At 39.2% G+C, this 25,353-nt stretch carries 1 protein-coding gene; it reads right to left on the reverse strand.

What is annotated here, in order from left to right; translation table 11 throughout:
• Positions 1-219: 219 nt before the first annotated feature.
• Positions 220-25,236 carry a DUF5776 domain-containing protein gene (locus KTJ72_RS05420; RefSeq protein ID WP_217304324.1) on the reverse strand — a complete coding sequence of 8,339 codons (25,017 nt, stop codon included), beginning with the start codon at positions 25,234-25,236 and terminating at the stop codon, positions 220-222.
• Positions 25,237-25,353: the final 117 nt, after the last annotated feature.

The raw sequence follows: 25,353 nt of genomic DNA on the forward strand, positions 1-25,353 counted from the left end.
ATTTTAAAAAATGAAGTTAGTTGTTATATAGAAGCAAAAATAATTAAACTATTTTTAGCGTCTTATCTCTATTAAATCAACATTTTAAAACCTCACAATTCAATTCTACTACTACTATAAGTTTTCGTTAATTTATAGGAACTATCCTTAAGAAAATCTTAATTTTTATGAACAATATGTACAAAAAAGACCTAGCTTTTAGCTAGGTCTTTTTCTCGACTATCTTACCTTCTTAACAAAGGTCTTGTTTGAAGTAAAGTATCTGTTGTGTCCTAGGTATAATCTTGTTAATCCATAGTACTTAACAACCTTAACAACGTGAATCAATTGTCCTTGATGAACTCTTCTGATTACATTGTGCTTGCTGTACTTCTTGCTTGTATGGATCAATGCACCGGTAGGTTTAATTACACGGAATACCATTGGCTTGTTCTTAGTCTTCTTGCTACCACTGTTCTTAGTAGTCTTAGCAGTATCACCACGGTAATATGCATCTTGGACCATTTGACCAGCAGTTACTAGACGACCACCGGATACAACGTATCTTGGTACACGGTTCTTATAGTACTTGATGCCGATAACCTTGAATACATGTGCATTGTATCTTCTTGAGTACTTGTACTTGATGATTCTTGAACCCTTGGAGAACTTAGTTCTTCTGTGGCTAAAGATAGTCTTAACGTTGTAAATATATCTTGGCATATGAGCCTTGAATTGACGTTTGTATTCTGCAATATATGCCTTAGCATATGCTGCTGAGTGGTTCTTGGTAATACTCATTGGAATTGGACTACGCTTAATTGCGCGGGCACTTCCGTACTTCTTACCAATCTTAATTTGATGAGCTGTTTCAATCTTGAATCCTTGGTTGTAAGTGTATGCGAACACTTCACCCTTAGCAGCTAATTGCTTAGCAGTTAACTTCTTGTGGGTACGAGCACTGGCTTGAGCTGCCTTAACACCTTGACGGTATCCGTTAAAGGCGTTGACGTAAGTTTGTCCACCTAAAGCTTTTAGTTCTTGGTTAGTCAACTTAGCGTTAGTCTTAGCCTTCTTCATTGCAGCGCGTGCAACTTCGGCAGCCTTGTAACCATTTACGTAGTAACCAGAATCAGGATTTTGCATTGCGATATTCTTAATTCCATCAGCGAAACCATCACCAGTTTGCTTGTATGCTTGTTCATACGAGTTCTTGTCGGTTCTGCTGTTGAAGTCTTTCTTCTTACCATTATATAGGTAATCTTCTTGAGCTGGAATATCGTTGGCAGCCTTGTTGTACCCGTTGTTATAAGCATTGACGAATGCTGGGTTATTTTGACTTGGATTCTTAGGTTGTAGTCCTGCACCAGTCTTGTAACCTTCATAAGCACCGGCAAAGACTTGACGGTATGCATCAGGATCTAGTCCATCAGGAACTGGAATATCATTTACGTTACCAAGCTTACCGTTTGCTTGAGCAAATGCTTGACCATCACGCAATGCAGCTTGAGCAGAATTGTAACCCAATACATAGTTTGGATCATCTGATTGTTGCTTATTACCACTTGTTGCGTCGATAATTCCGGCAACGACTGACTTAGCCTTTTGGTAACCAATCTTTTGTGCAGGGTTTGCATTATCAGGAAGGTTATCATCGCCGTTTACCAAGACATTTTCGTATTGTGCCTTAGCATCTTGGTAACCCTTGTTGTGGTCTAGACTGTTTGCGTCAACACCACTTGCCGAGTTTGGCTTGTTGTCATTAAATTCGTTAGCACCATCAGTGAATGAATTCATGGCTTCAGTTAATGCCTTGTCGTATGCCTTTTGATAAATTGGATTATCTTCGCTCTTAGCGTGTTGTCCAGCAGTGCCATTCTTAACATCGTTAAATGCGGAAGCCGCTCCACGGTAAGTGTCATCTAAATCATTTTGATCGATATGACTTTGAAGCATTGGATTTTGTTGTGCCAATTCGTAACCCTTCTTAGCATCGTTAAATCCAGTTGCAAATGAACTCTTTTCAGCTTGAGTGGCAAATGAATCCATCTTGTGGTCGTAGTCTTGACTATCAGTCAAGTATGTCAAAGCACCATCTTGGGTGTTTGATTGACCAGAAGTTAATGCCTTGTCGTATGCGGCAACATATGCAGGATTATTTGAGTTATTTCTGTGTTGACCAACTGTATGGTCGGAAACGTCGTTAAAGGCGTTAGCAGCACCGGAGTAGACTTCATCGTAATCACTGCCACTTCTGTGTTGGTCGACTTGACTAGCATCGCTTTGGGCTGCGGCAAATGCAGCTTGGGCATCATTGTAACCCTTGGTGTAGTCCTTAACCTTAGCGACAGAACTTGCAAATTGCTTAGTGTCATCACTTAGTGTGTGACCTAGACCAAATGCTGTAGCACCAGCATTTGCGTTAGCCTTACCTTCAGCCAATGCCTTGTTGTAAGCATTTTGGTAAACAAGATCTGCAATTGTTTGACCATGTTCACCTTGTTTGCCATCTGCGACATCATTAAATGCGGCAGCGGCACCAGCATAAGCTAGACCAGTATTGGTTGCTTGATCAGCTTTGGCCTTATCATCAGGATTACTTTGAGCTTCGCTGTATCCGTTTAAAGCATCGTTTAAACCAACTTGGTAAGCTTGCTTGTCAGCATTGATATTCAATTGACGAACTTGCTTTGGACCGTTGGCATCGATAGCACCATCATGAGCTTGAGCAAATGCTTGTTGTGATGCCCTGTTGTAGGCATCAACGAATGCCTTATTAGAATCAGCCTTAGCATTTTGACCAGGTTGATGATTAATAATATCACCAAATCCAAGTGCGGCACCACGGTAGACACGATCATAATTACTATCGCTAGTATGGTCGTTTGCCTTGCTGTGGTCGCTTTCAGCATCCGCATATGCCTTTGTTGCATCAACGTATCCAGCATTGTAAGCATCGGCTAATGCCTTCTTGCCAGTGTATTGAGCAACGTTAGTAGATTGTGATACGCCCTTAACTGAATCATCAGCACCATTGTTTGCAATGTTGAATGCTTCATTGAAAGCCTTGTTATAAGCAGAGCCAGCAACGTCATTTGCGACATTGTCCTTAGCTTGACCAGTTCTGTCGGAAACATCCTTAAATGCCTTAGCAGCATTGGTGTAGACTTGATCAGCGTAAGAATTAGTGTCGTGATGAGCTGCATCCAAGTAATTAATTTCGGCAGCAGTGAAGCCACTTTGTGCTTGGTTGTAACCAACATTGAATGCATCCCTATCACTTGTCTTAGCTTCCTTAGCCAATTCAGCATCATGATCATCGTTGTTGAATGCCAATACACCGTTTAGAGCAGATTGCTTAGCTTCTGCCAACGCCTTATTGTAAGTCAAGGTTGCTAAATCATTTCCACTCTTAGCAGGTGCTAATGGGTTGTTGATAGCATCATTGAAACCAGCAACCGCGTTGGTGTAGACAACATCAAAGTTACTATCTGTTGAATGAGCTGAGCTTTGAGTTCTATCGTTTTGAGCTAATTCGTAGGCAGATTGTGCATCGTTTACACCCTTATCGTATGCCTTCAACTTACCAGCAGCAGTTGGTGCATTACCAGATGCATTTGGTGATACAAAATCATTTGCACCATTCAAAGCGTCTTGAGTGGCTTCGACTTGTGCCTTAGCGTAAGCACTAGTGTAAACATCACTTGTGTTTTGCTTTTCAGAAACAGCCACACTATCTGTTGAAGCGTTAGCTCCAGGAGTGCCATTGATGACATCTGTAAATGCGTTCATTGCACCACGGTATTGTTCATCGTTAACACTATCTGATGTGTGCTTACCATCGTTTTCTCCTGAGTCTTGGACGCTCTTGTAAACGTCACTAGCATTGTTGTAACCAGTTACGTATGCATCCTTGTCAGACCCAAAACTGATTTGTTGAGCTTGAGTATCTCTATTCAAACCATTGTTGAAATCAAGTGTTGCTTGATGGATTTGTGCTTTGGCTTCCTTAACGGCACGAGTGTAAGCATTTTGATAAGTTGGTGTTTGATTATCGTTTTGATGCTTACCAACTTCACCATTGATGGTATCGGTAAATCCAGCAGCAGCTCCGTTGTATGATACATCAGAGTTACTGTCTGAAGTGTGGTTAGCTTGATCATTTCTGTTTTGTTGAGCAAGCTTGTAACCATCGCCTGAATCTTTGTAACCACGGTCGTATACGTCAATCAAACCTTGGTAGCCACTCAATGAGTTGATACCAGTTTGTTCATCAATGTTGTTGACAGCATCAGCAGCACCCTTGTTTTGGTATTGCAAGCCAAGAGCATATGCCTTGTCGTATGCAGTTGTGTATACAGAATCTGCACTAATTGAACGACTGGCCTTACCGTTATTTCCAGCAATATCGTTAAATGCTGCGGCAGCACCGTTGTATGATTTATCGATATTACTGTTTGAAGTATGGTTGAAGTTCTTACTTGGATCTTGGATGGCTGCAACATATCCGGTGTAAGCATCGTTGTATCCAGAAGTTACAGCGTTGATTACAGCTTGATCAGTTGAACCATTCAAACCGTCAGTGATTTGCTTACCAGTATTACCTAGAATTGCACCTTGAGTTGCATAAGCAGTTGCTTCATTTGCAGCCTTAGTGTAAGCGTTTTGGTATACAGGGTTTGTATCGTTAGCAAATTGACTATTGAATTGGTCACTTGCGACATCATTGAATCCAGCTGCAGCACCCTTGTATGCTTCATCGTAATCACTTGTAGTGTTGTGATCGATAGTGTTGTTAGGGTTAGTTCTTGCAGCAGCGTAAGCAGCGTTAGCGTTTGTTACACCAGTGTTGAACATCTTTTGAGCCGCTTGGTTATTCTTGTAGACTGCAAGTGCTTGGTTGACTGCGTCATTACCAAGTGGTGCAGTTTGAGCACCCTTACTTGCGATTGCCTTACCTTCGTTTAATGCACGAGCATAAGTTGATGCGTAAACTGGGTTGCCATTTGTAGCATTCTTACCAGCTTGGTTGTTAGCAACATCGTTAAATGCTGCGGCAGCACCATTATATGCTTCATCGGCGTTGCTTTGACTTGTGTAATTACCTTGATCACTAGGGTTATTTTGTGCCTTAGCATAACTTACCTTAGCGTCATTGTATCCTGTGGTGTAAACAGTCTTTGCAGCTTGATTGTTACCAAATTGGGTACGACCAAGGGTTGCATCGACGCTCTTACCGAAGTCAATTGCACCGGTTTGAGCAAAGTTAGTAGCTTCTTCAAATGCCTTGTTGTATGCAGCGGTGTAAGCCTTGTTAGTATCTGAAGCCTTACCAGCATCGAATGTCTTATGACTTGCTACAGCTTTGTATGCGTCTGCAGTACCACGGAATGTTTCATCAAAGTTGCTTTGACTATTATGAGTGGTATCTGCTGGGTTAGCAGTTGCAGCTGCATAAGCATTCTTAGCATCATTAAATCCAGTTGTGAATGCACTTTTGGCTGAATTGTTTGGTAGGTTCTTCAAGCTATCAGCTAATGATTGACCATTAGAGAATGTTTGAGCACCATCATTAGCATGAGCAACAGCTTCAGCTAACGCTAAGTTATATGAATTTTGATATACAGAGCTACTGTCGGCATTCTTACCGGCATTGATGGTGTTGTTTACAACATCATTGAATGCGGCTGCGGCACCACGGTATGTGCTATCAAGGTTGCTGGTTGTACCATGCGCACTTGATTGAGTCTTATCGTTTTGAGCAGCTTTATAACCATTATCAGCATCGTTGAATCCAGTTGTAAATGCATTCTTAGCTGCGGTGTTGGCCATGTTCTTAACACCGTCGCTTAGCGATACGTTAGTTAATCTAGCGTTTGCACCAGCAGTGGCGTTTTGTTGAGCTTCGGCCAATGCCTTGTCGTAGACAGCCTTGTAAACAGCACTATCGTTATCACGGTGAGCACCTGGAGTATCGTTTGTCACATCGTTAAATGCGGCTGCGGCACCCTTATACGCATTGTCACTGTTGGTATCGTTAGTGTGTTGGTTAACTTGGCTTGGGTCATTTTGAGCAACTGTGTAAGCAGCTTGAGCATCACTATAACCCTTGTTGTACATCTTTGCATTAGTATCCTTAGCATTTGATTGGTTCTTGTTATTGGCAAATGCAACTGCACCCTTCTTAGATTGAGCAATTCCATGACTTAAAGCTCTATCATATAGTGCCTTGAATACGTCAGACTTATTGTTCTTAACACTGGAGTCAGATTCTTGACCGTTAATAACATTGTTAAATGCGGCGACTGCCCCATTATAAGATTGATCATATGCATCAGAAGATGAAGCCTGTTCAGTAACACTATTTTGTGCTTCCTGGTATGCATTTTGTGCGGATACATAGCCAGTAATAATTGCATTAATGTAAGCACCACTATTATTACCCTTATTAATTGCATCATTCATGCTTTCATATTTACCAAAAGATACTGCACCAATATTAGCGTAATTATTAGCATCTTGAAGTGCCTTGTTATAAGCGGCAACAAAGATTGGATCATTATTGCCATTGGTTCCAGCCACAACATTTCCAACGATAACTTCGTTAAATGCAAGTGAAGCACCATTGTATGCTAAATCAGCATTGCTTCCCGCAGCATAAGAATCAGGTTCTGTATTTGGATCTGAAACTGCGGCATTATATGCATTAGTTGCATCACTAACACCCTTGCTGTAAACATCATTATCAGTACTGGTATGTTGTTGAACTTCACTATTGTTCAAGTAAGCCAATGCACCATTCTTCGCAACATTTATAGCATATGCATAATAGTTTGAATATGCGGCATCATATACGCTTGAACTGTCATTAACTTTTTGAGGTTGATTATTCAAAACATCGTTAAGTGCATCGGTAATACCATTATAGGTTTGGGTGTAGTTGTCAGTACCTGTACCGTGAGTTTGCTTATAGTTGTTGAAGGCATTTTCTTTGGCTTTTGCAGCATCTACATATCCTTGGTGGAATGCAAGTGATTGAATATCTTTATTATTGGTATCTTTCTTACCCTTTAAGAATGCAATCGCACCGAGTTGTGAAGCAGCTGTTCCTAGTTGTTGATCTAGGTCATAAACCGCATTATATACCAATGCTTGGGCCGCATTTGTTGGATTACTATTAGTTGTAACATTCTTACTACCATCAGAGTAACCATTTACTGCAGCATCATAAGCAGCATCATAGGTATCTTTACTGTACTTAGCTTGGCTATTATCTTTAGCTTTATTACTTTCAGCATCATTTTTACCATTGTTTTGATCTTCTGATATATGGTATCCAGCCATGTATGAAACGTTATTACTATTAGCTTCTGAACCATTTTGCTCATCTGAATATCCAGATTGAGCTTGGTTGAATCCATAGTTTTCAGCGTTAGATACTTGGTCTGTATTGTTTAAACTAGCAGGCTGAGTTGCACCGGCAGCAAATTCAGAAACACCCTTAACCGCAGCGTTAACAGCAGCTTGTTGAGCCTTCTTGTATGCGGCCCAGTATACTGGTTTAGCTGAAGTGTCACTTGGGTAATTGTTGTTACCTAAAGTACCATCAGCAAATCCAGCATTGGAACCGTTGTATGCATCGGTTGCATCATTAATAGCGGTGTATAAACTTGCGTTTTGATTATTGTTAGCATCGTTGTATGCCTTAGCTGCAATTTGTTGACCATATGCATATGCATTTTGGTCAGCTTGAGTCCAACTAGCTTGTGAGTTATTTTGACCATCTAGACTATCAATTGCTCCAGCTTGGGCTTTTGATCTTGCAGAATCATAAGCAGCATTGTAAGCGTCTTGATAAGCGCGAGATTGACTAGAACTTGTGTCAAATACTTGCTTAGTTTGACGAGCAATTCCAGCGAAGTATCCGTCGCGAGTACCATTGAAACCATCTTGATCATTAGCACTTGGGTTAGTGTTTGGATCAGTAGTTGTTGCAGTTGAATTTGTTAATCCATTAAATGTAGCTATACCATTTCTGGATTCCTTAGCTGCAGCATAACCTAGTTGATATGCCTTAGTTTGACTAGTATCAGCACTTCCACTTGGATTGCCTAGGTATGCTTGGTATCCAGCTTGAGCGTCATTGTAACCCTTTTGTTGAGCAATGCCATCAGCACTAACTGCTGGAACTTGAGCATTAGCTTGAATGTAAACATTGGCACCACTGATTGCTGAGTTCAAGCCACTAGCCTTAGCCAAAGCGTAAGCGTAATCATATGCGTACTTTTGTGGATCTAATGATGAATCCATTGTGGTACTGCTGTTGTAACTACCGTCATGGTATCCATCACGGGTTGCTGCGTAGGCAGCCTTTTGAGCATCGGTACCAACGTAATCTGTACGACTTGGGTTGTTAGAAGCATCGGAGATCCCTAGTTGAACATCCTTGGCCATACGAGTACCGGCCTTGTATGATGAATCCTTACCAGTAGTGTCAACTAAAGCAGTTTCACCAATTTGAGCCTTAAAACCAGCCTTGATTTGATCATATGCATTAGTGTAGGCAACTGATTCTGCATCGTTTTTACCTTGATCTGCATTGTAAGTTGTATCATTAACTGCTTGGAAGTCCTTAATTGCTTTAACTGTTTGAGCTCCAGCTTGACTTCTAGCGTTATTGTATGCAGCTTGATATGCAGCGGTTTGTGAAGTAACGTTAGCAACATTTCCTAGTTTTCCATCACTGAATCCGGCTTGAGCACCTTTAAAGATGTCTGAAGCATCAGATTTATCGATGAATTTGTCCTTGTTGTTAACATCATCGTGTGCCCATGCATAAGCACTTTGAGCATTAGTTTGACCAGCACTGTATGCAGTTTGTTGTAGAGTGTTGTAACCACTTGAATTGCTCTTTCCAGCAAGTTGATCCAATGCACCTTGGTTGGCGATTGACTTAGCATCGTTGTATGCGTTGTTGTAAGCATCCTTGTAGGATTGACTTTGTTGACTCAAGTCAGCTGGTTGCTTGTCGTCTTGACCGTCAGTGTATCCAGAACGAGTTCCTTCGAATCCGGCAATATATGCATCAATGTAATTCTTACTCTTACCAGACAAATCACTATCGCTCTTCTTGGAATTACCATTACGAGCATCTTCAGCACCGTCAGTGGCACCTGAGAGTGAATTGAAACCAATTAGATAAGCTGTATCAGTTGACGCATTGGTTGATTTGTTTTCTTGAGCTGCAGCAATACCACTCTTAGCTGCATCAGCACCATTTTGTTGTGCGTCAGTTTCAAGAGTTGAACCACTTGGCTTGTAATCATTGTTTGAAACGTAACTTTGAGCACCAGCGTTTCTTGCATCGTTAGCTTTCTTCAAAGCATAGTTGTATGCAGTGACATAGTCTAATGACGCATTGCTCAAATCACGCTTAGTGTTTGCATTAGCATCACTGTATGCATCCTTAACAGCCTGGTAAGCATCACTTGAATCATTAGTTGCATTCAAATCATGTTTATTAAATGCATCATTGTATCCATTAACAACCTTTTGACCGGCATCGTATGCTTGTCGACTCTTATCGTCTTGGTAAGTCAAACCATTAAATGGTTGGCTCTTTAATGCTTGAGTATATGCAGTCTTAGCATTGTTGTATCCATCAATGTCCGCTTGCGTATCACCAGTAGGTGCTGTCTTTCCGGTCATGAAGTCACTAAAGCCTTGAGCATAGTGATTCTTCATTAGAGTAATTGCAGAACTATATGCATCCTTATAAACTTGGTTGTTACTATTTGGATTATTTGAAGGAATAGTGTTATCAGCATCCGGATTATTGTGCAATGCTTGCTTAGCAGCAATTGCTGCTTCAAATGCAGTATTGTACATTGGGCCGGTTTGAGATTGTTGAATTTCACCATTAGCAACATTTTGAGCTGCTGTTAAAGCAGTCAATGCTTGGTTGAATCCAGTCTTCTTAGCACTACTATCATCAGTACTTGGTTGAACATTTAGATTCAAAGTGCCATCTGAATTGGTAGCCGCTTTAATTGCTTCATTGTATCCAGCTTGTGCTTCATTAAATCCTTGTTGCAACAAGTTCTTAGCTTGAGTTGAGTTAATAGAAGTCTCATCGGCTGAAGTCTTACCATTTGAGTATTGAGATGCAAATTGGGTTGCACCGTTTTGATATTGATCTTGTAATGATTTAATAGCACTTCCATAGACATCTTGATAAGAAATACTCTTTCCAGAAGGTAAACCTGATGGACTATCTGGATTAGCAGAAACTGCACTGGCAGCATCGTTGTAAGCATTTTGTGCAGCCTTATATGCACTTGGATACTTAGAAGATGTTGAGTTGTTTGCTCCGTTAATTGCATCATTTAAGCCATCTTGTGCAGCCTTAGCCATGTCACGACCTAAAGTATAAGCAGCAGTTACATTGCCAGTAGATTGCTTGTTATGAGTAAAGTCATCGTGTCCGCGTTGCGCATCATCATAACCAATATTTTGAGCTAATGACTGAATGCCCTTATCAGTTGATCTAGCACTACCGCTTTCATAGTTAGTAGCTCCATGTTTTGCTTGCTCTCCACCGTTAGCCCATGCTAATTGATATACATAATTATAAGCGGCAGCTTGTAGTGGGTTAATTGGATTACTGTGTTGCTTATCTCCATTAGCACCATCTTTGTATCCGTTCACAGAAGCATAGTACCCATTAACTGCAGCATTATATGCAGCAACTTCTGCTGGTGTCTTAGATCCATCCTTACCGTAGTCTTTGATAGATCCGTTATTATTAGCATCTGCCACACCTTGTTTTACATGGTCTGACATTTCCTTACCAGCTATATATGAAGCATCGTGGTTATTAGGATCAATCTTTTGTGGATTTGCATTAGCATCATTGAAACCTTTTTGCATTTGATTGTAACCATTTGACTTAGCGACACTTAATGCATCTTTACCTGAGCTTGCTGAATTAATGTTTCCGGATTCGAAATCTGATTGACCTTGTTTTGCAGCGGCGATTGCTTCTGCTTTAGCTTTATTGAAAGCATCCTTAAATACTTCTGACTTACCATTCAAAATGCTGTCGTCATTGGAACCAATAGTTCCAGCACTAAATCCGGCCTTAGCACCATCAAATGCTTCAGCAGAATCTGAACCACTTGGATACTTATTAGTAGCATTGATATTAGACTTAATTGCATTGTATGCAGTTGTGGCGTTTTGTTGACCTGCAGCATAAGCAGCTCTTTGTGGAGCACTCCAGTTGCTTTGACTATTATCTTTACCAGTCATTGCATCGTCAGCACCTTGGTTAGCAATTTCCTTGGCCTTTTCGTAAGCCTTCTTGAATGCATCAATGTAAGCTGGTGACTTACCAGTCATATCTGGCATTGCTGCTCCAGTTGGCCCAGCTAAGTATCCTGCTTGGGCACCGTCAAACGCATCCCTTTGACCTTGGCTAGCGTTTGAATCTAATTGACCACCGTTTTCATATGCGTCATATCCATTCATACTGTTTGAGTATGAATTGTAACCATCCATGAATTCCTTATTAGCTTTTTGAGCATCTGTAAGGGGTGTTCCGCTAGCAGCGGCATCGTGTCCAGACTTGGCATCGTCGTAACCTTGGGCCTTTGAGTTTTCAATTTGGGTTGTCCCTGTTGGTCTGCTTTGACCTGATAGGTATTGTTGTGCCCCGATTGATCTTGAGTTTTGGGCTTCGTTGACTGCCTTGTCGTATGCTTGGATGTAGTCGAATGACTTACCGTTAGCCTTTAGTTGTGCATCACTTAGCACTGTGCCTCCTGCATTCATCACTGCACTAACACCGTCAGTAGCACCATTGTAACCATCAACTTGATGTGCATTTTGACTTCCCGCACTAGTTTGGTTATTCATGGCATTAGTGTATCCAGCGTATACAAGTTGTCCTTGGTTGAAACCAGCTTGGACACCACTTGTAGAGTTGGATGCCATTGTTGAACCTTGCATTGCTGTAGCGTATCCAGTCTTAGCATCGTTGTAACCTTGTGTTGCTTCACTAGATACATTAGATGAAGTAGCCTGACCGCTTAGGTATTGTGAAATACCTGATTGGTAGTTAGCCTTCATTTGATCCACAGTTGCCTTATAGGCGTTAGTGTATGGAGCGGTTGAAGAGTTGCTATCACTTGTAGCTACCATATCTGAAATATCTGGGTTAGCATCAAATGCTGTCTTAGCAGCATTTGCAGCAGTTAAAGCCTTTTGGTAAATTGCGTCAGTGTTTCCTGTATCACCGGTAGTGTTTCCGTTAGCTACTTGGTTAGCAGCCTTCAATACAAGTTGACCTTTGTTGAAACCAGATTGTTGAACTGGGTTATCTGATGAACTTGCACTACCGTTTAAGTTATTACCATTAATGGATTCGTTATAACCACTTAGCATGTCATTGAATCCTTGGTTAACCAATGTTTGTGCTTGAGTTGATGTGATACCACTTAGGTTAGCTGAGTTATTTCCGTTTGCATATTGGCTGACAAATTGGTTTTGACCAGCAACATATTGACTTTGTAGGTAAGTCTTAGCTGCATTGTATGAATCATTATATGCAGTTGACTTGTTAGCAAATGTTTGTGCTGCAGTATCTTGTGGGTGAACGGTCACATAATTAAATGCATCAGTGTAAGCTGTTTGTGCGTCCCCATATGCTGTTACATCTAACGCGGTACCTTGACCACTATTAGTTGCGTTTTGAGCATCAGCCAAACCACTAGCCGCAGACTTAGCTGCGTTGTAACCAGTCAAGTAAGCAGCAGTAGATGATTGAGCTGCCTTGTTTGATACAAAGTCATCATGACCACTCTTGGCTTGGTTGTAACCGGCTAATGTTGCGATTGAATTGTAGTCACTACCAGTTGATGGTTTACCAGTGTTTTGAACGAATGCTTGGGCACCATTTGAAGTACTAGTTGTTGCTGTTAATTGCGCTTGACCGTATGAATCCAAGTAAGTCTTGGTTTGAGCATCATCGCTTGAACTTGGTGTTTGTCCGGTAGTTGTACCGTTAATTACATCCTTGTAAACAGCAATAGTTGCATTAAATGCGGCAACTTTTGCAGCCGAACCACTTGGAGTTGCATTAGGATTTGCAATTGCAGCATTTATTCCGGCATTTCTATCAACTGCCATTTGAACACCAGCAACATATGCAACATTAGTGTTGGTTCTATCAGCAGTACCACCAATTTGAGCTGCATAACCTTCACTAGCATTATTAAATCCAGTGTACAACGCTTGATTTGTAGCATCAGTTTGATTTTGCTTGCTTGTATCGTCAGCGTTCTTAGCAAAGTCTGCAACCCCGTTCATCACGTTGGTTTGTGATTCTGCTTGTGCTTTATTGTATGCAGCAGTATATACTGCTGAGCTTCCTGACGGAATTGAACCATTACCATTAATTCCTGCTACGAATCCATCATGAGCACCATTGAATGTATCGTAAGAATCTGTTCCTGCAGTGTATGGATTAATGTTAGAAACTGATAAGTCTGATTTAGCTTGGTTGTAACCAGTAACTGCATTATTATAACCATTTTGATATGCATCTAATTGTCTTACCTTCAATTTAGACTTATCTGTTGAAGGGCTTGAACTCATTGCATCAATTGCACCTTGAGAAGCCATCGATTTAGCATCTTGATATGCAAGATCGTAAGCAACACGTGATGCAGGGAAAACTTCATTATTAGTATATTGAAGAGTTCCATTCTTACCATCAGCGTATCCATCAATTGCACCTTGGAATCCGCGCTTTTGTTCATTATAAGGGGCACTGTATGAATCAGATGCTTGATTTTGTGCGTCGTTAAAGCCAATCACAGCATCCACGTATGCATAGAAACCTCTCATAAATGAAGAATTATTCTTTTGATCATCAGTTAAAGAGCTAGTGTCTGTACTTTGATGACTCTTAGCATATTCAAATCCTTGAGAAGCATAATTATATCCTTCCATTATCTTGCTGTATTGACTATTTGATTTATCAGGTTGTTGCCCTCTCACGAAGTTAGTTGATCCAGTTAATACAGCGTTCTTAATATCATCATATGCTTTCGCATAGGCTTTTCTGTATGCCAAACTAGCTTGTGCTAATTGTGCATCTGTTTGTTTAGAACCAGAGATAGCATCCTTATATCCAGCAGTTGCACCACTATTAGCATCGTTTTGTACAGAATCAGCGGTTGAAGTCGTAATGTTTTGCATTGCAGCATTATATCCAGCCAATGCTCTTTGTCCTACTGCTAAACCTTGTTGAGCACCTGATGTTACATATCCATATTTATTAGTATCTGGATAATTAGGTCCGTTTAGCGCATTGTCAAAACCATTATTGGCATCATTGAATCCAGCTGTGAATTCTGTTGAGGCATTAGCAGGCAATGATTGTCCATTTAGAAGTTGTTGGGCCCCATTTGAATAACTAGTTGAAAGGCTATATACGGCTGCACTGTATGCGGATGAATATACAGCATTGTTGGTGTTAGCATCACTGGCTGGAACTTCACTAGAAATATCTGGATTCATATCAAACGCTGTCTTTGCAGCTACTGCGGCAGAAAATGCTTTTTGATATGAAGCATCATTGTTTCCAGAATCAGGTGTTGATTGTCCACCCACTACTTCATTAACAGCATTCAACGCTTGTTGACCTTCAGCAAAACCTGCTGATGCCGCTGATGTTGATAATGTTGGATTATTAGCTCCATTCATTCCGTCATTAAATCCTCTAACAGCTTCATTGAATCCTTGCTTAATTGCATTTTGTCCTTGAACAGACTTAGCAGAACTAGTATCTGCTTGTGAAATACCTTCAGCATATTTATTCAAGAATTGTTGTTTACCAGATACATATTGAGCGTTCAAGTCTTGTTTAGCTTGATTGTATGCGTATTGGTAAGCAGGTGTCTTGTTAGTTTGGGTGACAGATGTGTCATCAGGGTTGCTTGATAATGCTGTGCTTGCATCATTGTAAGCAGTTTGAGCATCTGAATATGCAGTTCGATCAGAAACGGAATTTGCTGAATTACTGTTTCCTGCTTCTGCTTCTGATAATCCAATTTGCGCTGATTTAACAGCATCATTACCCGTTTTATATGCTTCATTATTGCTATCATTTTTATTGTTCAATCCATCATTGAAACCAATTTGAGCTTTAGTAAATCCATTTTGTTTAGCTAAACTTGCCAAATCATTTCCTTGAGGAGCGCTTAAATTGTTCAAATATGCTCTAGCACCCAATCTTGCATTAAACATACCATTTCTCTTAGCTGCCATATATGCTTGATTGTAAATATAAGCTTGCGATGCATCTACTGGTTTAATATGGTCATTTGTTCCATTAGCACCATCTGTATATCCTGCAATTGTAGCTAAATATGCAGACTTTTGAGCATTACTGCCTTCATATGAGCTACCCTGACTTGGATCACTTAATGCATCATCAACACCATTACTTTTATCTTTATTAATTTGGATTCCTGATTGGTAAGAAGAATCAATATCGGATGTATTAGCCGAATCTCCATCTTGATCAGTATATCCTTGTAAAGCAGCTTGGTAACCGTGACTTTCAGCGTTGCCTAGTGCATCGATAGCACCATTCTTAACATCACCGCTATTAGCTGCAAAATCAGCAACACCTTGCTTTGCAGCTAAGATTGCTGCTGCTTTGGCTTGCTTATATGATGATTGATATTCGGCAGGTTGACTCGAAATGTCACGAGATCCACCAACAGTACCGTCAGCAAATCCTGCTTTAGCACCATTAAAGGAGTTAACCATATTTGTTCCATTGTTACTTGGTTGAGTTCTGTGAATGTCGGCTTTAGCTTCGTTGTAACCATTTTGAGCGTTTTGAACACCGGTATCATAAGCCATTTGTTGTTCTGGATTCCAACTTGAGTAAGCTGCTGGTTTAGAGCTACTAAATGCATTTTGGGCACCTAAATTAGCCTTTGCTACCGCATCATTAAATGCATCCCTTTGCGCAGTAGTGTATGAATTGGATTGAGTATCTGCACCCTTGTTATCAGATGGTTTATTAGTAATTGTATTTCCGGCGTTAGCACCTTGTAGGTAACCATCTTTGGTTCCGTAGTAGGCATTCTTAGCGTCTCCAATTAATCCAGAATCATCCTTATTACCAGTTTGAACTGCAGTAGATGAACCACTTGCTGTAGCAACCCCTTGATTAAATCCAGTTACGTAAGGCTTATCGGTATTAGATGGTTTAACGGAGCTTGAAGTTTGACCCGCTTGCTTACCATCATTGAAACCACTAGCGGCTGTATTAACACCAGTAGCATAGTTGTTATCGGATTTTTCTACTTGTTGGTCAACAGTTCCCTTGGTGTAATCATTAGCACCAGCCTGTTGTCTACCAGAAGCATTTCCTTGATTATAAGCATTTTGGTAAATTGCATTATTGCCTTCAATTGATTGGTTAGCGCTCTTATTGGTTGAGGCACCTTGAGTACTTGCAGCACCATCTTTGTAACCATCAACGGCACCCTTATAACCTGATTGATATGCACTAACATTCACGCTATTTTGACGAGATGCAGGTACAGTTGTATCACTTGAAGTATTTGGATCATTTTTAACAGCATTGATACCATCGTTTGAACCAACTTCTTGTGAATAAGTAACTGCATAAAGTGGTGAGGTATTAGTTACATTTCTAATATTCTTTTGAGCATCAACTAATGCTCCCATAGTATCTTTATAGCCAGGTTCGGAATTAGCATTAATATCGCTCTTTCCAGATAAGAAGTCATTCATGGCATCTTGATAACCCTTTTGAACTGCCTTAGCCATCTCATACCCGGCCTTGGCGTTTGAATTAGTTGGTTCGGAAGTAGTACCTCCACTTAAACCAAGTTTATATCCGGCAGTCGCATCGTTGTAAGCTTGATTGTAAACGGCTTGATTAGCAACGGTTGATTGACTATTTAGATTTTGAACAAGACCATTTTTAAAATCTGATAGTCCAGCTGCACTTGCATTATTAGCATCGTTGGCAGCTTTGTTGTAAGCCATGACGTATGCAGCGTTATGACTAGAATAAACAGATATTGGTGATGTGCTTCCATTTGATTTAACTGATGAAATTGCATCAGCTACACCTTTATAAGTGTCAGAATTAGAATCACTCGCACTTGGGGATTGCTTACTTTCAGCAGCTTGGTAATCATTTTTAGCTTGTTGACCGACTTCAAATCCACGGTCGTATTCTTTAGAAATATTAGTTGAATTAGATCCACTAATTCCATCAGAATAACCTGTTTGGGCGTCAGTATAACCAGTCTTGTAGTTAGTATCTGTCGCACCTTCTAGGCTACCCTTTAAGAAATCAGTTGCAGCAATTTCTTTTCTACCAATTGCATTTCCTTTACCATATCCAAATTGATAGATTGGATTATTTTTATTAGGTGATTTTTGGTAAATATCATTGGAACCAACAGTACTACTCTTACCATCTAAGTATCCATCGATAACTGAATTAAAACCTGTCTTATAAGAATCATTACTCATTGATTGATTATTATCAACAGAATCATTTGGTCCTAATTCTTTAGCATTAGCAGTGGATTGAGTGAGTTGCGTTACAGCGTCATTTAATCCTAATTGTTGTGAAGCAACAACTGCATAGATGGGTGAGCTATTTTGGTTATTTACTTGATTATTATTTGCATCCTTAATGGCTTGAACCGTATCTGCATAACCAACTAATTCAGGATGTGCGTTAGGGTTAAAGCTTCCCTTCTCAACGTCAGAAATAGCTTGTAGGTATCCAGCTGAATAAGTTTGGGCTGCTTTGATTCCATTATTTTCAGCATTTGAAGAACCTGCTGCGTCTGAATTGTTTAAACCTTCCAAGAAACCTTTTTGAGCTTCGTTATAGTTTTCATTGTAAACATCTTGCATTGCAGCAAATGGTAATACCGCTCTCTTTTGGCCTCCTGAGAAGTCACTAGCACCTTGTTGTGCATCCATTCGAACTTGTCTTAAAGCAGCATTATACGCATTAGCATATTCTGCGTTAACAGATCCACCTAAAGACTTATCTGCAATAGCATTCTTTGCATCATCTGTTGAAGCATTTGCATAATCATCTAGTGCTTGTTTAGCACCCGCATAAGTTTGTGTTCCATCTGAATCTTGTTTATTAACTGCTTTTACATAGCTATCATGTTTGTTTAGACCAGCATCATATCCCATTGTGTAAGCCTTAGACTTACCACTTTCACTTTGTGTTTGTTGACTTGAACCATTGATTAAGCCATCTTGATAACCAGTTTCTGCAATGCTATATCCGTTAACATATTCTGGATTATCTGATTGTTTTGTTTTACCACTAACAAAATCTGATGCTCCAATATCAACTTGATTTGATTCTCTTGAAAGTTTATATGCATTTTGGCTTAAATCATTACTATAAGAGTCTGGAAGTGATTCTTGTTTGTATTGATAATAAGCACCTTGATAGTAAGCCTTATAAGCTTCTGCTTGACCGTTATCATATCCTGTTGGGATTACCAAGTTATTAATATCAACTTGTTTATTTTGATCATAGTCTTGTTTAGCTTGATTTAAAGCGGCTTGAGCAGCAACGTAACCCTTGTATGTGGTTGAACTTGTATTTGATGGTTGCACAGTGGACATTGCACCACTATAGATATTTCTACCATAGAAATATCCCGCACTTTGTGAATTACCATAAATATTGGATCCAGCAGACTTAAATGCTGCTAATAATCCACTTCTAGCCTTATCCCAACCATTGGCGTATGAATTATTTTCAAGCTCAGAGGATTGGCTGGTATTATTTCTAGTTTGACCATTTACAAAGCCAGTAGCACCTTCTGAATTAGCGGACACAGACATTTGTGCAGAAATGTAGTAAACCTTTTTGTAAAGTGCCGATTTTGTACTTCCAGGAGTACTTGACACCCCATTCTTGTTAACAGTATTAAAGGAATCATTAATAGCGCTAGTTACATCAGCATTACCAGATTGACCTGAAGTTTGATTTAGTGCGTTATTAAATGCATCTGCATAAGATTTACCTTCAGTTAGTCCCGCTTGGAAAGCTTCTCCAGAAACGTTATAACCTTGACTTGCGTATTCAGCAATATCATCGTTTGATGTATTGCCTGTAATACCTGCCTTGAATCCGTAAGCCTTATTTAAATATCCAGAATTAAATGCTTTACTGTCAGTTAATCTAAAATTACCAACATATGGAGTTTGACTATCAAAGTTCTTTTCACCATTTTGATAATCCATTTGCAATTGTTGGAACATGTAATTGTAGAAAGTATCATAGATAAAACTTTGATTTTCAAGATCTTGTCTCTTTTGGCCATTGCCCTTCAATACATCATTGTAAGAATCAATAGCTGCATTACTTGCATCATTGGCAACGTAAGTATTAGCAGGTAGACTTTGATCATTATTAACATGACTTGCACTATCAATATTGTTAAGAGTATTAAATGCTGCACTGTATGCACTTTGGGCAATTTGAATTCCCTTTTCATACAATGCTGATTCATGTGTATCTTTACTATTGATTGCATCCTTAAAGCCTGTAACGATCGCATTAATACTTGCTAAGTATGCAATCGTAGAAATGCCCTTATTTGCAGGTGTGTAGCTTGGAGTAATCTTTCCATAAACAATGTCATTATATGCTTTATTAGCAGTTTGTTGACCTAATGGTAAAGCTTGATTATAAGCTAATTGATAGATTTTTCCCTTGTTAGTAAGATTGGTTGTCGTTTGTTGTGAGTCGGGATTTAATAATCCATCACTATAACCTTGAACAGTCGCGTCAAAAGCATCAGAAGCATCCTTGTTATTCTTGACAGCATCTGGTTCGGCGGTAGTGTCGGTGTTAGCTGCAGCAACACCAGCTTTATAATTTCTGTATTGAGTTAATCCAGAATTGTAACCATCTGAATTTACATTGGCACCGTTTTGGGCACTCTTTTGGTTAAATCCATCACTAGCGTCATTGTAACCAGCCACACCAAAACCATTAGTTGGTTGAGTTGTACCGTTTAGATAAGCATTGTAACCATCTTTGTATTCGCTATTTCCACGATTACTAATAAATTGATACAAAGCTTGGTACAAAGGTGCAGTTGTATCATTAGTAGAATTATATGAAGTCTTTTGGATGTTTGCCAAAGAACCGTAGTAGGAGTCTACGGCTGTTCCATATGCAACTGTTGAATTATTTTGTGATGTGATGTTCTTACCTTGAGCATCCAATACTAGGAATGCTTGTTTTGCACCAACGTTTTGGGCATTAAATGCGTAGTAACCAATTGCAGTAGCTCCCGCAGTATCAGCAGTGTAATTTCCAGCATCTTCGATTCCTAAATCTTTATTTGATGAGGTCAAATTATTTAAAGCCGTATTTAGTCCTGCACTAGCCGCATTAAAACCAGCACTGTAATTGTTTTGGTATGCTGAAGTTTGATTTGAAGGTACATTTAGTTTTTGATTGTTTGCGAATGCATTAGCACCATCAAGGTATCCTTGTGCATCTTTTTGTGCTTGAACATCGGCAGCATATTGTCTAATTCCAGCATTAAAACCAATTACATATGAATGATCAGTGCTGTCAGTTGTTGGATTAGAAGTTACTTGAGCTAAATCATATGCGTAATTGTATCCCTTGGTTGCTGCTGAAATACCATCTGCGTATTTAGCGTCACTTGCCTGAACACTCGTATTAACTGAATGATTTACAAAATCATTTGCACCAGCTGTACGACGACCTTCATTCATACCAAATTGGTAACCAGAAGTATACACAGCAGGTTGGGTATTATCCTTATTAGTTGATGTTGGGTTAGTTCCAGCGGAACCGTCCTTATAACCATCAACGGCAGCTTGATATCCTAATTTGTATGAACTTGGTTCACTGCTTTGGTTAGCAGCACTATCGCTAGCAGTATGGCTAACATTTGCATTAGCTATAACTGCTGAAAGACCATCTTGTTGACCTTGAGTGAATGCTGATTGTGCATTTAGATATGCATTGCGATAAGTAGTTGCTCTAACAGTTGTATCAGTTTGTGCATACACTTGAGGTAAACCTTTTTGGAAGTCTTTAATTGCATTTGCACTAGCAATTGGTCCAATGGCTTTTGTGTAACCAGCTAGTTGAAGTTGATTTAGACCTGAATCAGAATTACCTAGAAGAGCTTGGTAAGCACCAAACTTAGCTTGCTTATATACCATCAAATCAACACTTGTACCATTTGGATTTTTTTGCGTAGTTCCACTCAATTGACTAGGATCCGTATATGAAGATTCAGCAATATTTTTAACATCTTTTCCATTAACTGAATCAACAGCAGCTTGAACAGCGTTAAATCCAGCTTGAGCTGAATAATATCCTTGAACCCCAGCACTTAGAGCAGGAATAGTTGGTGTACTAGTTGTAGGCAACACCTTAGACTTAGCACCATTTACTAAAGACTTACCAATAATAAAACCTGTATTTTCCAAATTATTGGAATTAACATCTGGATTAGCTGAAGTTGAGTCTGTCATTGTAATAGCGTTATTAAAACCAGTAACCGCTGATAAATAAGCATTAACAGCATCACTATCATCTTTTATGGATTGCCACTGAGATCCATTTAGATTACCAATAGTAAATGATGAACCTGATTTTTCATCAGCTATAAATGCTTCAAAACCTTTTTTATCTGCAATACCAATTTTTATACCGATGGCAGGCATTCCATCATTATTAAGGTTTGTTTTTGGATCAAAAGACGTATAACCTTTAACACCATTTGCTGAATATAAATAGTCTTTTACCCCATTATTGTAATTGGGGTTTGAGTATTTATAATATGGCTTTTGTAACCTGGCATCATTTACACCAGCACGATATGACGCTTCTTGATATCCTTTGATAAATGCAGTTGGGTTGGAAGAAGTATTAAAACTATCTAATTTAGTATAGTCAGCATCTGGATTGCTTGCATCAAATGCTTTGTAACCTGCTACTGCACTATCATAACCACTCAAATAATCAGCACTAGTTTGCACATTAAAAGTTCGGGCGGCCTTTGCATTTCCATTACCATTGATAGAATCATTAATACCGTCAATAGTACCATTGTTGGTTTGTGCTACATTACCTTGGTCGGTTTGCATAGTTCCGTTATTATCTAATCTAACTTTCCCATTTGAACCCTTGTTGTATCCTTCAGTAGTATTAGAATAGTTGCTACCATCTGTAGTTTGAACTACTGAACTAATACCATAGGTCAATCTTATCCCAGTAAAACTATTGCTAGCTAATGACTTAGGAATGGTGAAAGTAATTGGAACAATTTGACCATCTTTATAAGAAGTTGGTAATGCCTTACTATCTGAGTAGCTATTTGGATCAGCAGGAGCATTACCATTACTGATACTCTTATTTGTTGCTGGATTGTTAATTAATTTAGAAGATTGATTAACAATGGATCTATCTGTCCCTGAGTAAACACCAACATAGATTGGTCCATTGGAAGGATCATACTTAGAAACTTTGGCATATGCCGTAACAGTTGCCGTATTATCACTATTAATATTCTTTGTAATTGGCCCAACGAAAGAAACTGATGGAACATCCCCAATTTCTAGTCTGTTAGGGTCAGTAATGGTTCCAGATACTGATTTTCCAGTACTATCAATACCGGTATAGTTCGTAGACCCTGAAGGTAGATTAAAGTAATAGAATAACTTATTGTCCACAGAAACTGTATAAGCACTAATAGGATTGTTACTAAATGATCCAGTATTTGGATTCTTAGCCAATACAACGTGGCTGGCACCAACGTTATTGATATTTAGATTTCCATAGAAAGGAAGCATTCTTTGTCCAGTATTATCGGTAGTAACAATTAGGTTACCACGATTACCAACGTTCATTGCTCCTCCAGCAGCGAAATTAATAATTCCGTTGTATGAAGCAGCTTGTCCTGGATTATTAGTTAACTTAATTTGAATTAATCCACCGTTTAAGACATTAACGTTTGTATTAGCTTTAAAGTCAAAAACTTGATTGTAAACATCTGGTTGCATTCCATCAACGATGTAGTTAATAGCACCACCATTAACGTTAATATTGGTAGCACCGGCTGTAGCAATACCACCACCGGCGTAGTTACTACCTCCAGATTGTGAGTAACTAGGAATGATATTTAAAGTGGCGTCTTTATTAACATTTAATTGACCACCACCAGAGAAATAAATTCCCCAGTCTCCACCATCATAAACACTTTGACCATTGTTTTGACCACGTGGAATCAATGTCATCTTAGAACCTTGGCCTAAAGTAACGTTACCATTTGCATTAATTAATGTAGCACCAATTGATCTAGCAACTGTACCAAAGTAGTTACTATTTGGTTCAAGGATAAAATTATTGATTTCAAGGTTTTCTTGGTTTCCTCCACCTTCTACAGGAACTCCATTTGAGCCTGTGAATGGTGAGTAATAAGTTGGTGTTGATGTATCCTGTGGCACTAGAACATTTACATTACCAGAGAAATATGTGTCATTACTTGTTGCACTTAACAATTGAGAACCAATATAGTTAAGATTCTTGTAATGAAGAGTCTGATTACTATTAACAGGTGCAAATGGCCCGTAATAGTTATATCCATATAGCGCTTGGAAATTTTGTAAATTAATTTGAGAAGCGTTGGTAATCTTGTATGAAACACCGTGCATATCCAACATATGGAACTGTCCATCAACTGTGAACGGACCATTATTACCGTAATATGTGTTGTTAGTTTCACCGGCTAATGGTGCTCCTGTAAAGTCAACATCAGCTGTTAACTTAACAGTTGTAATATTTCCAGGAGTAGAACCACCGCTTGAGTAGTTAGCTTGCCCATTAGTCATTACAGCATCAAATTGATTTGAGTTTGTAACATAAGCTATTCCTTGATTGATATTTGAAACTACATCATTAAAACCAGTTACGTATGCTGATCCATATGGAGATGATGTAATCGCTTTTGGTAATTTATTCTTTTGATAGTTATTACTACTATCGTATTGAGCTCTGATGGCATCTTTAGCACCAATGTATGCTAAATCATATGGATTTTGTGAATTATGCAAGTCGGTGCTTCCATTATCGTAGAAATCATATGATGTAGATGTCCCGTCTCCTCTAACACCTGTCCACTTACCAGCTTCGGCATCAGCGTAACCTTGTTGAGTTAAAGCATAGTTTACCCCTTGATCAAAAGCAGTAGCTAGACCTGCTTTTTGCGCATACTTATTTCTATCATTGGTAATTAGGACATCATTAGCTGTAGGAACATCAATACTAAATCCATTGGTAAATTGAACACTGTGGTTGTTAACAGTGTTTAATTTAGCTAAAAGTGAGTCTTGATATTTTTGGGCAGAAGCATAGCCTGACTTAGTATCGTCAGCTCCACCTTGATTAGGATTACTTGGTGAATTGTAGCTTAATGGGGTCCCATCGGTTGGATTTTGGGTGTATGAAGTATTATTACCTGAACCATTGTCTTGGTTAGTTGTGTTGTTAACACCACCGCTGTCCCCCTTGGCACCATCTGATGTATTACCAGTGTATCCACCTGGGCGGTTAGGTGTATTGCCATAGTAATTAGTGTCTTGGGTCCCCGTACCTTGGCCTTTAGTGTCAGTGTTGTATGCGTTCATTGCACTTAACGCACCAGCATAACCAGCTTGGTAGTAGTCTTGGGCTTGGCCACTATAGTTAGCTGAGTTATTTCCTTTGTTATTGTATGCATCAGAAGCACCTTGGCTAATTTGTTGACTAAATTGTGCAGAATTGTCTGTATTGTCAACAGAATTTGATGATGAACTATTTCCATCACGATTAGTCAATTGGTTGTTACTATCTGTTTGTTGACCATTGTTAGAGTCCGATTGATTTTGGGCAGACTGATTCCCTGAATTATTGTCAGAATTAGAATTATTTTGATTATTATTAGTTGATTGAACTATTTGTTGTGAGTTGTCATCGGCCTTAGCAGAAACACTGTTCATGCCATAAGCGGATGCACCCAAAACAGACAAAGTCGCAATAGATACTACTACCCATTGTTTCTTTACCTTTTTCATAATCTTCTTATCATTAGATTTTATAAATTGATTTTTATTATATTGCATACATATCGCCCCTCTTGTCACGATTTTTATGTACCTATACAAGGTGTCTAATTATCCTAATCTTAATTTAACACTATTCTACTCCAATGTTCATAAAAAAGCCCTAATATTATCATT

This window comes from Apilactobacillus waqarii (assembly GCF_019061205.1).
GTDB classification, from domain to species: Bacteria; Bacillota; Bacilli; order Lactobacillales; family Lactobacillaceae; genus Apilactobacillus; species Apilactobacillus waqarii.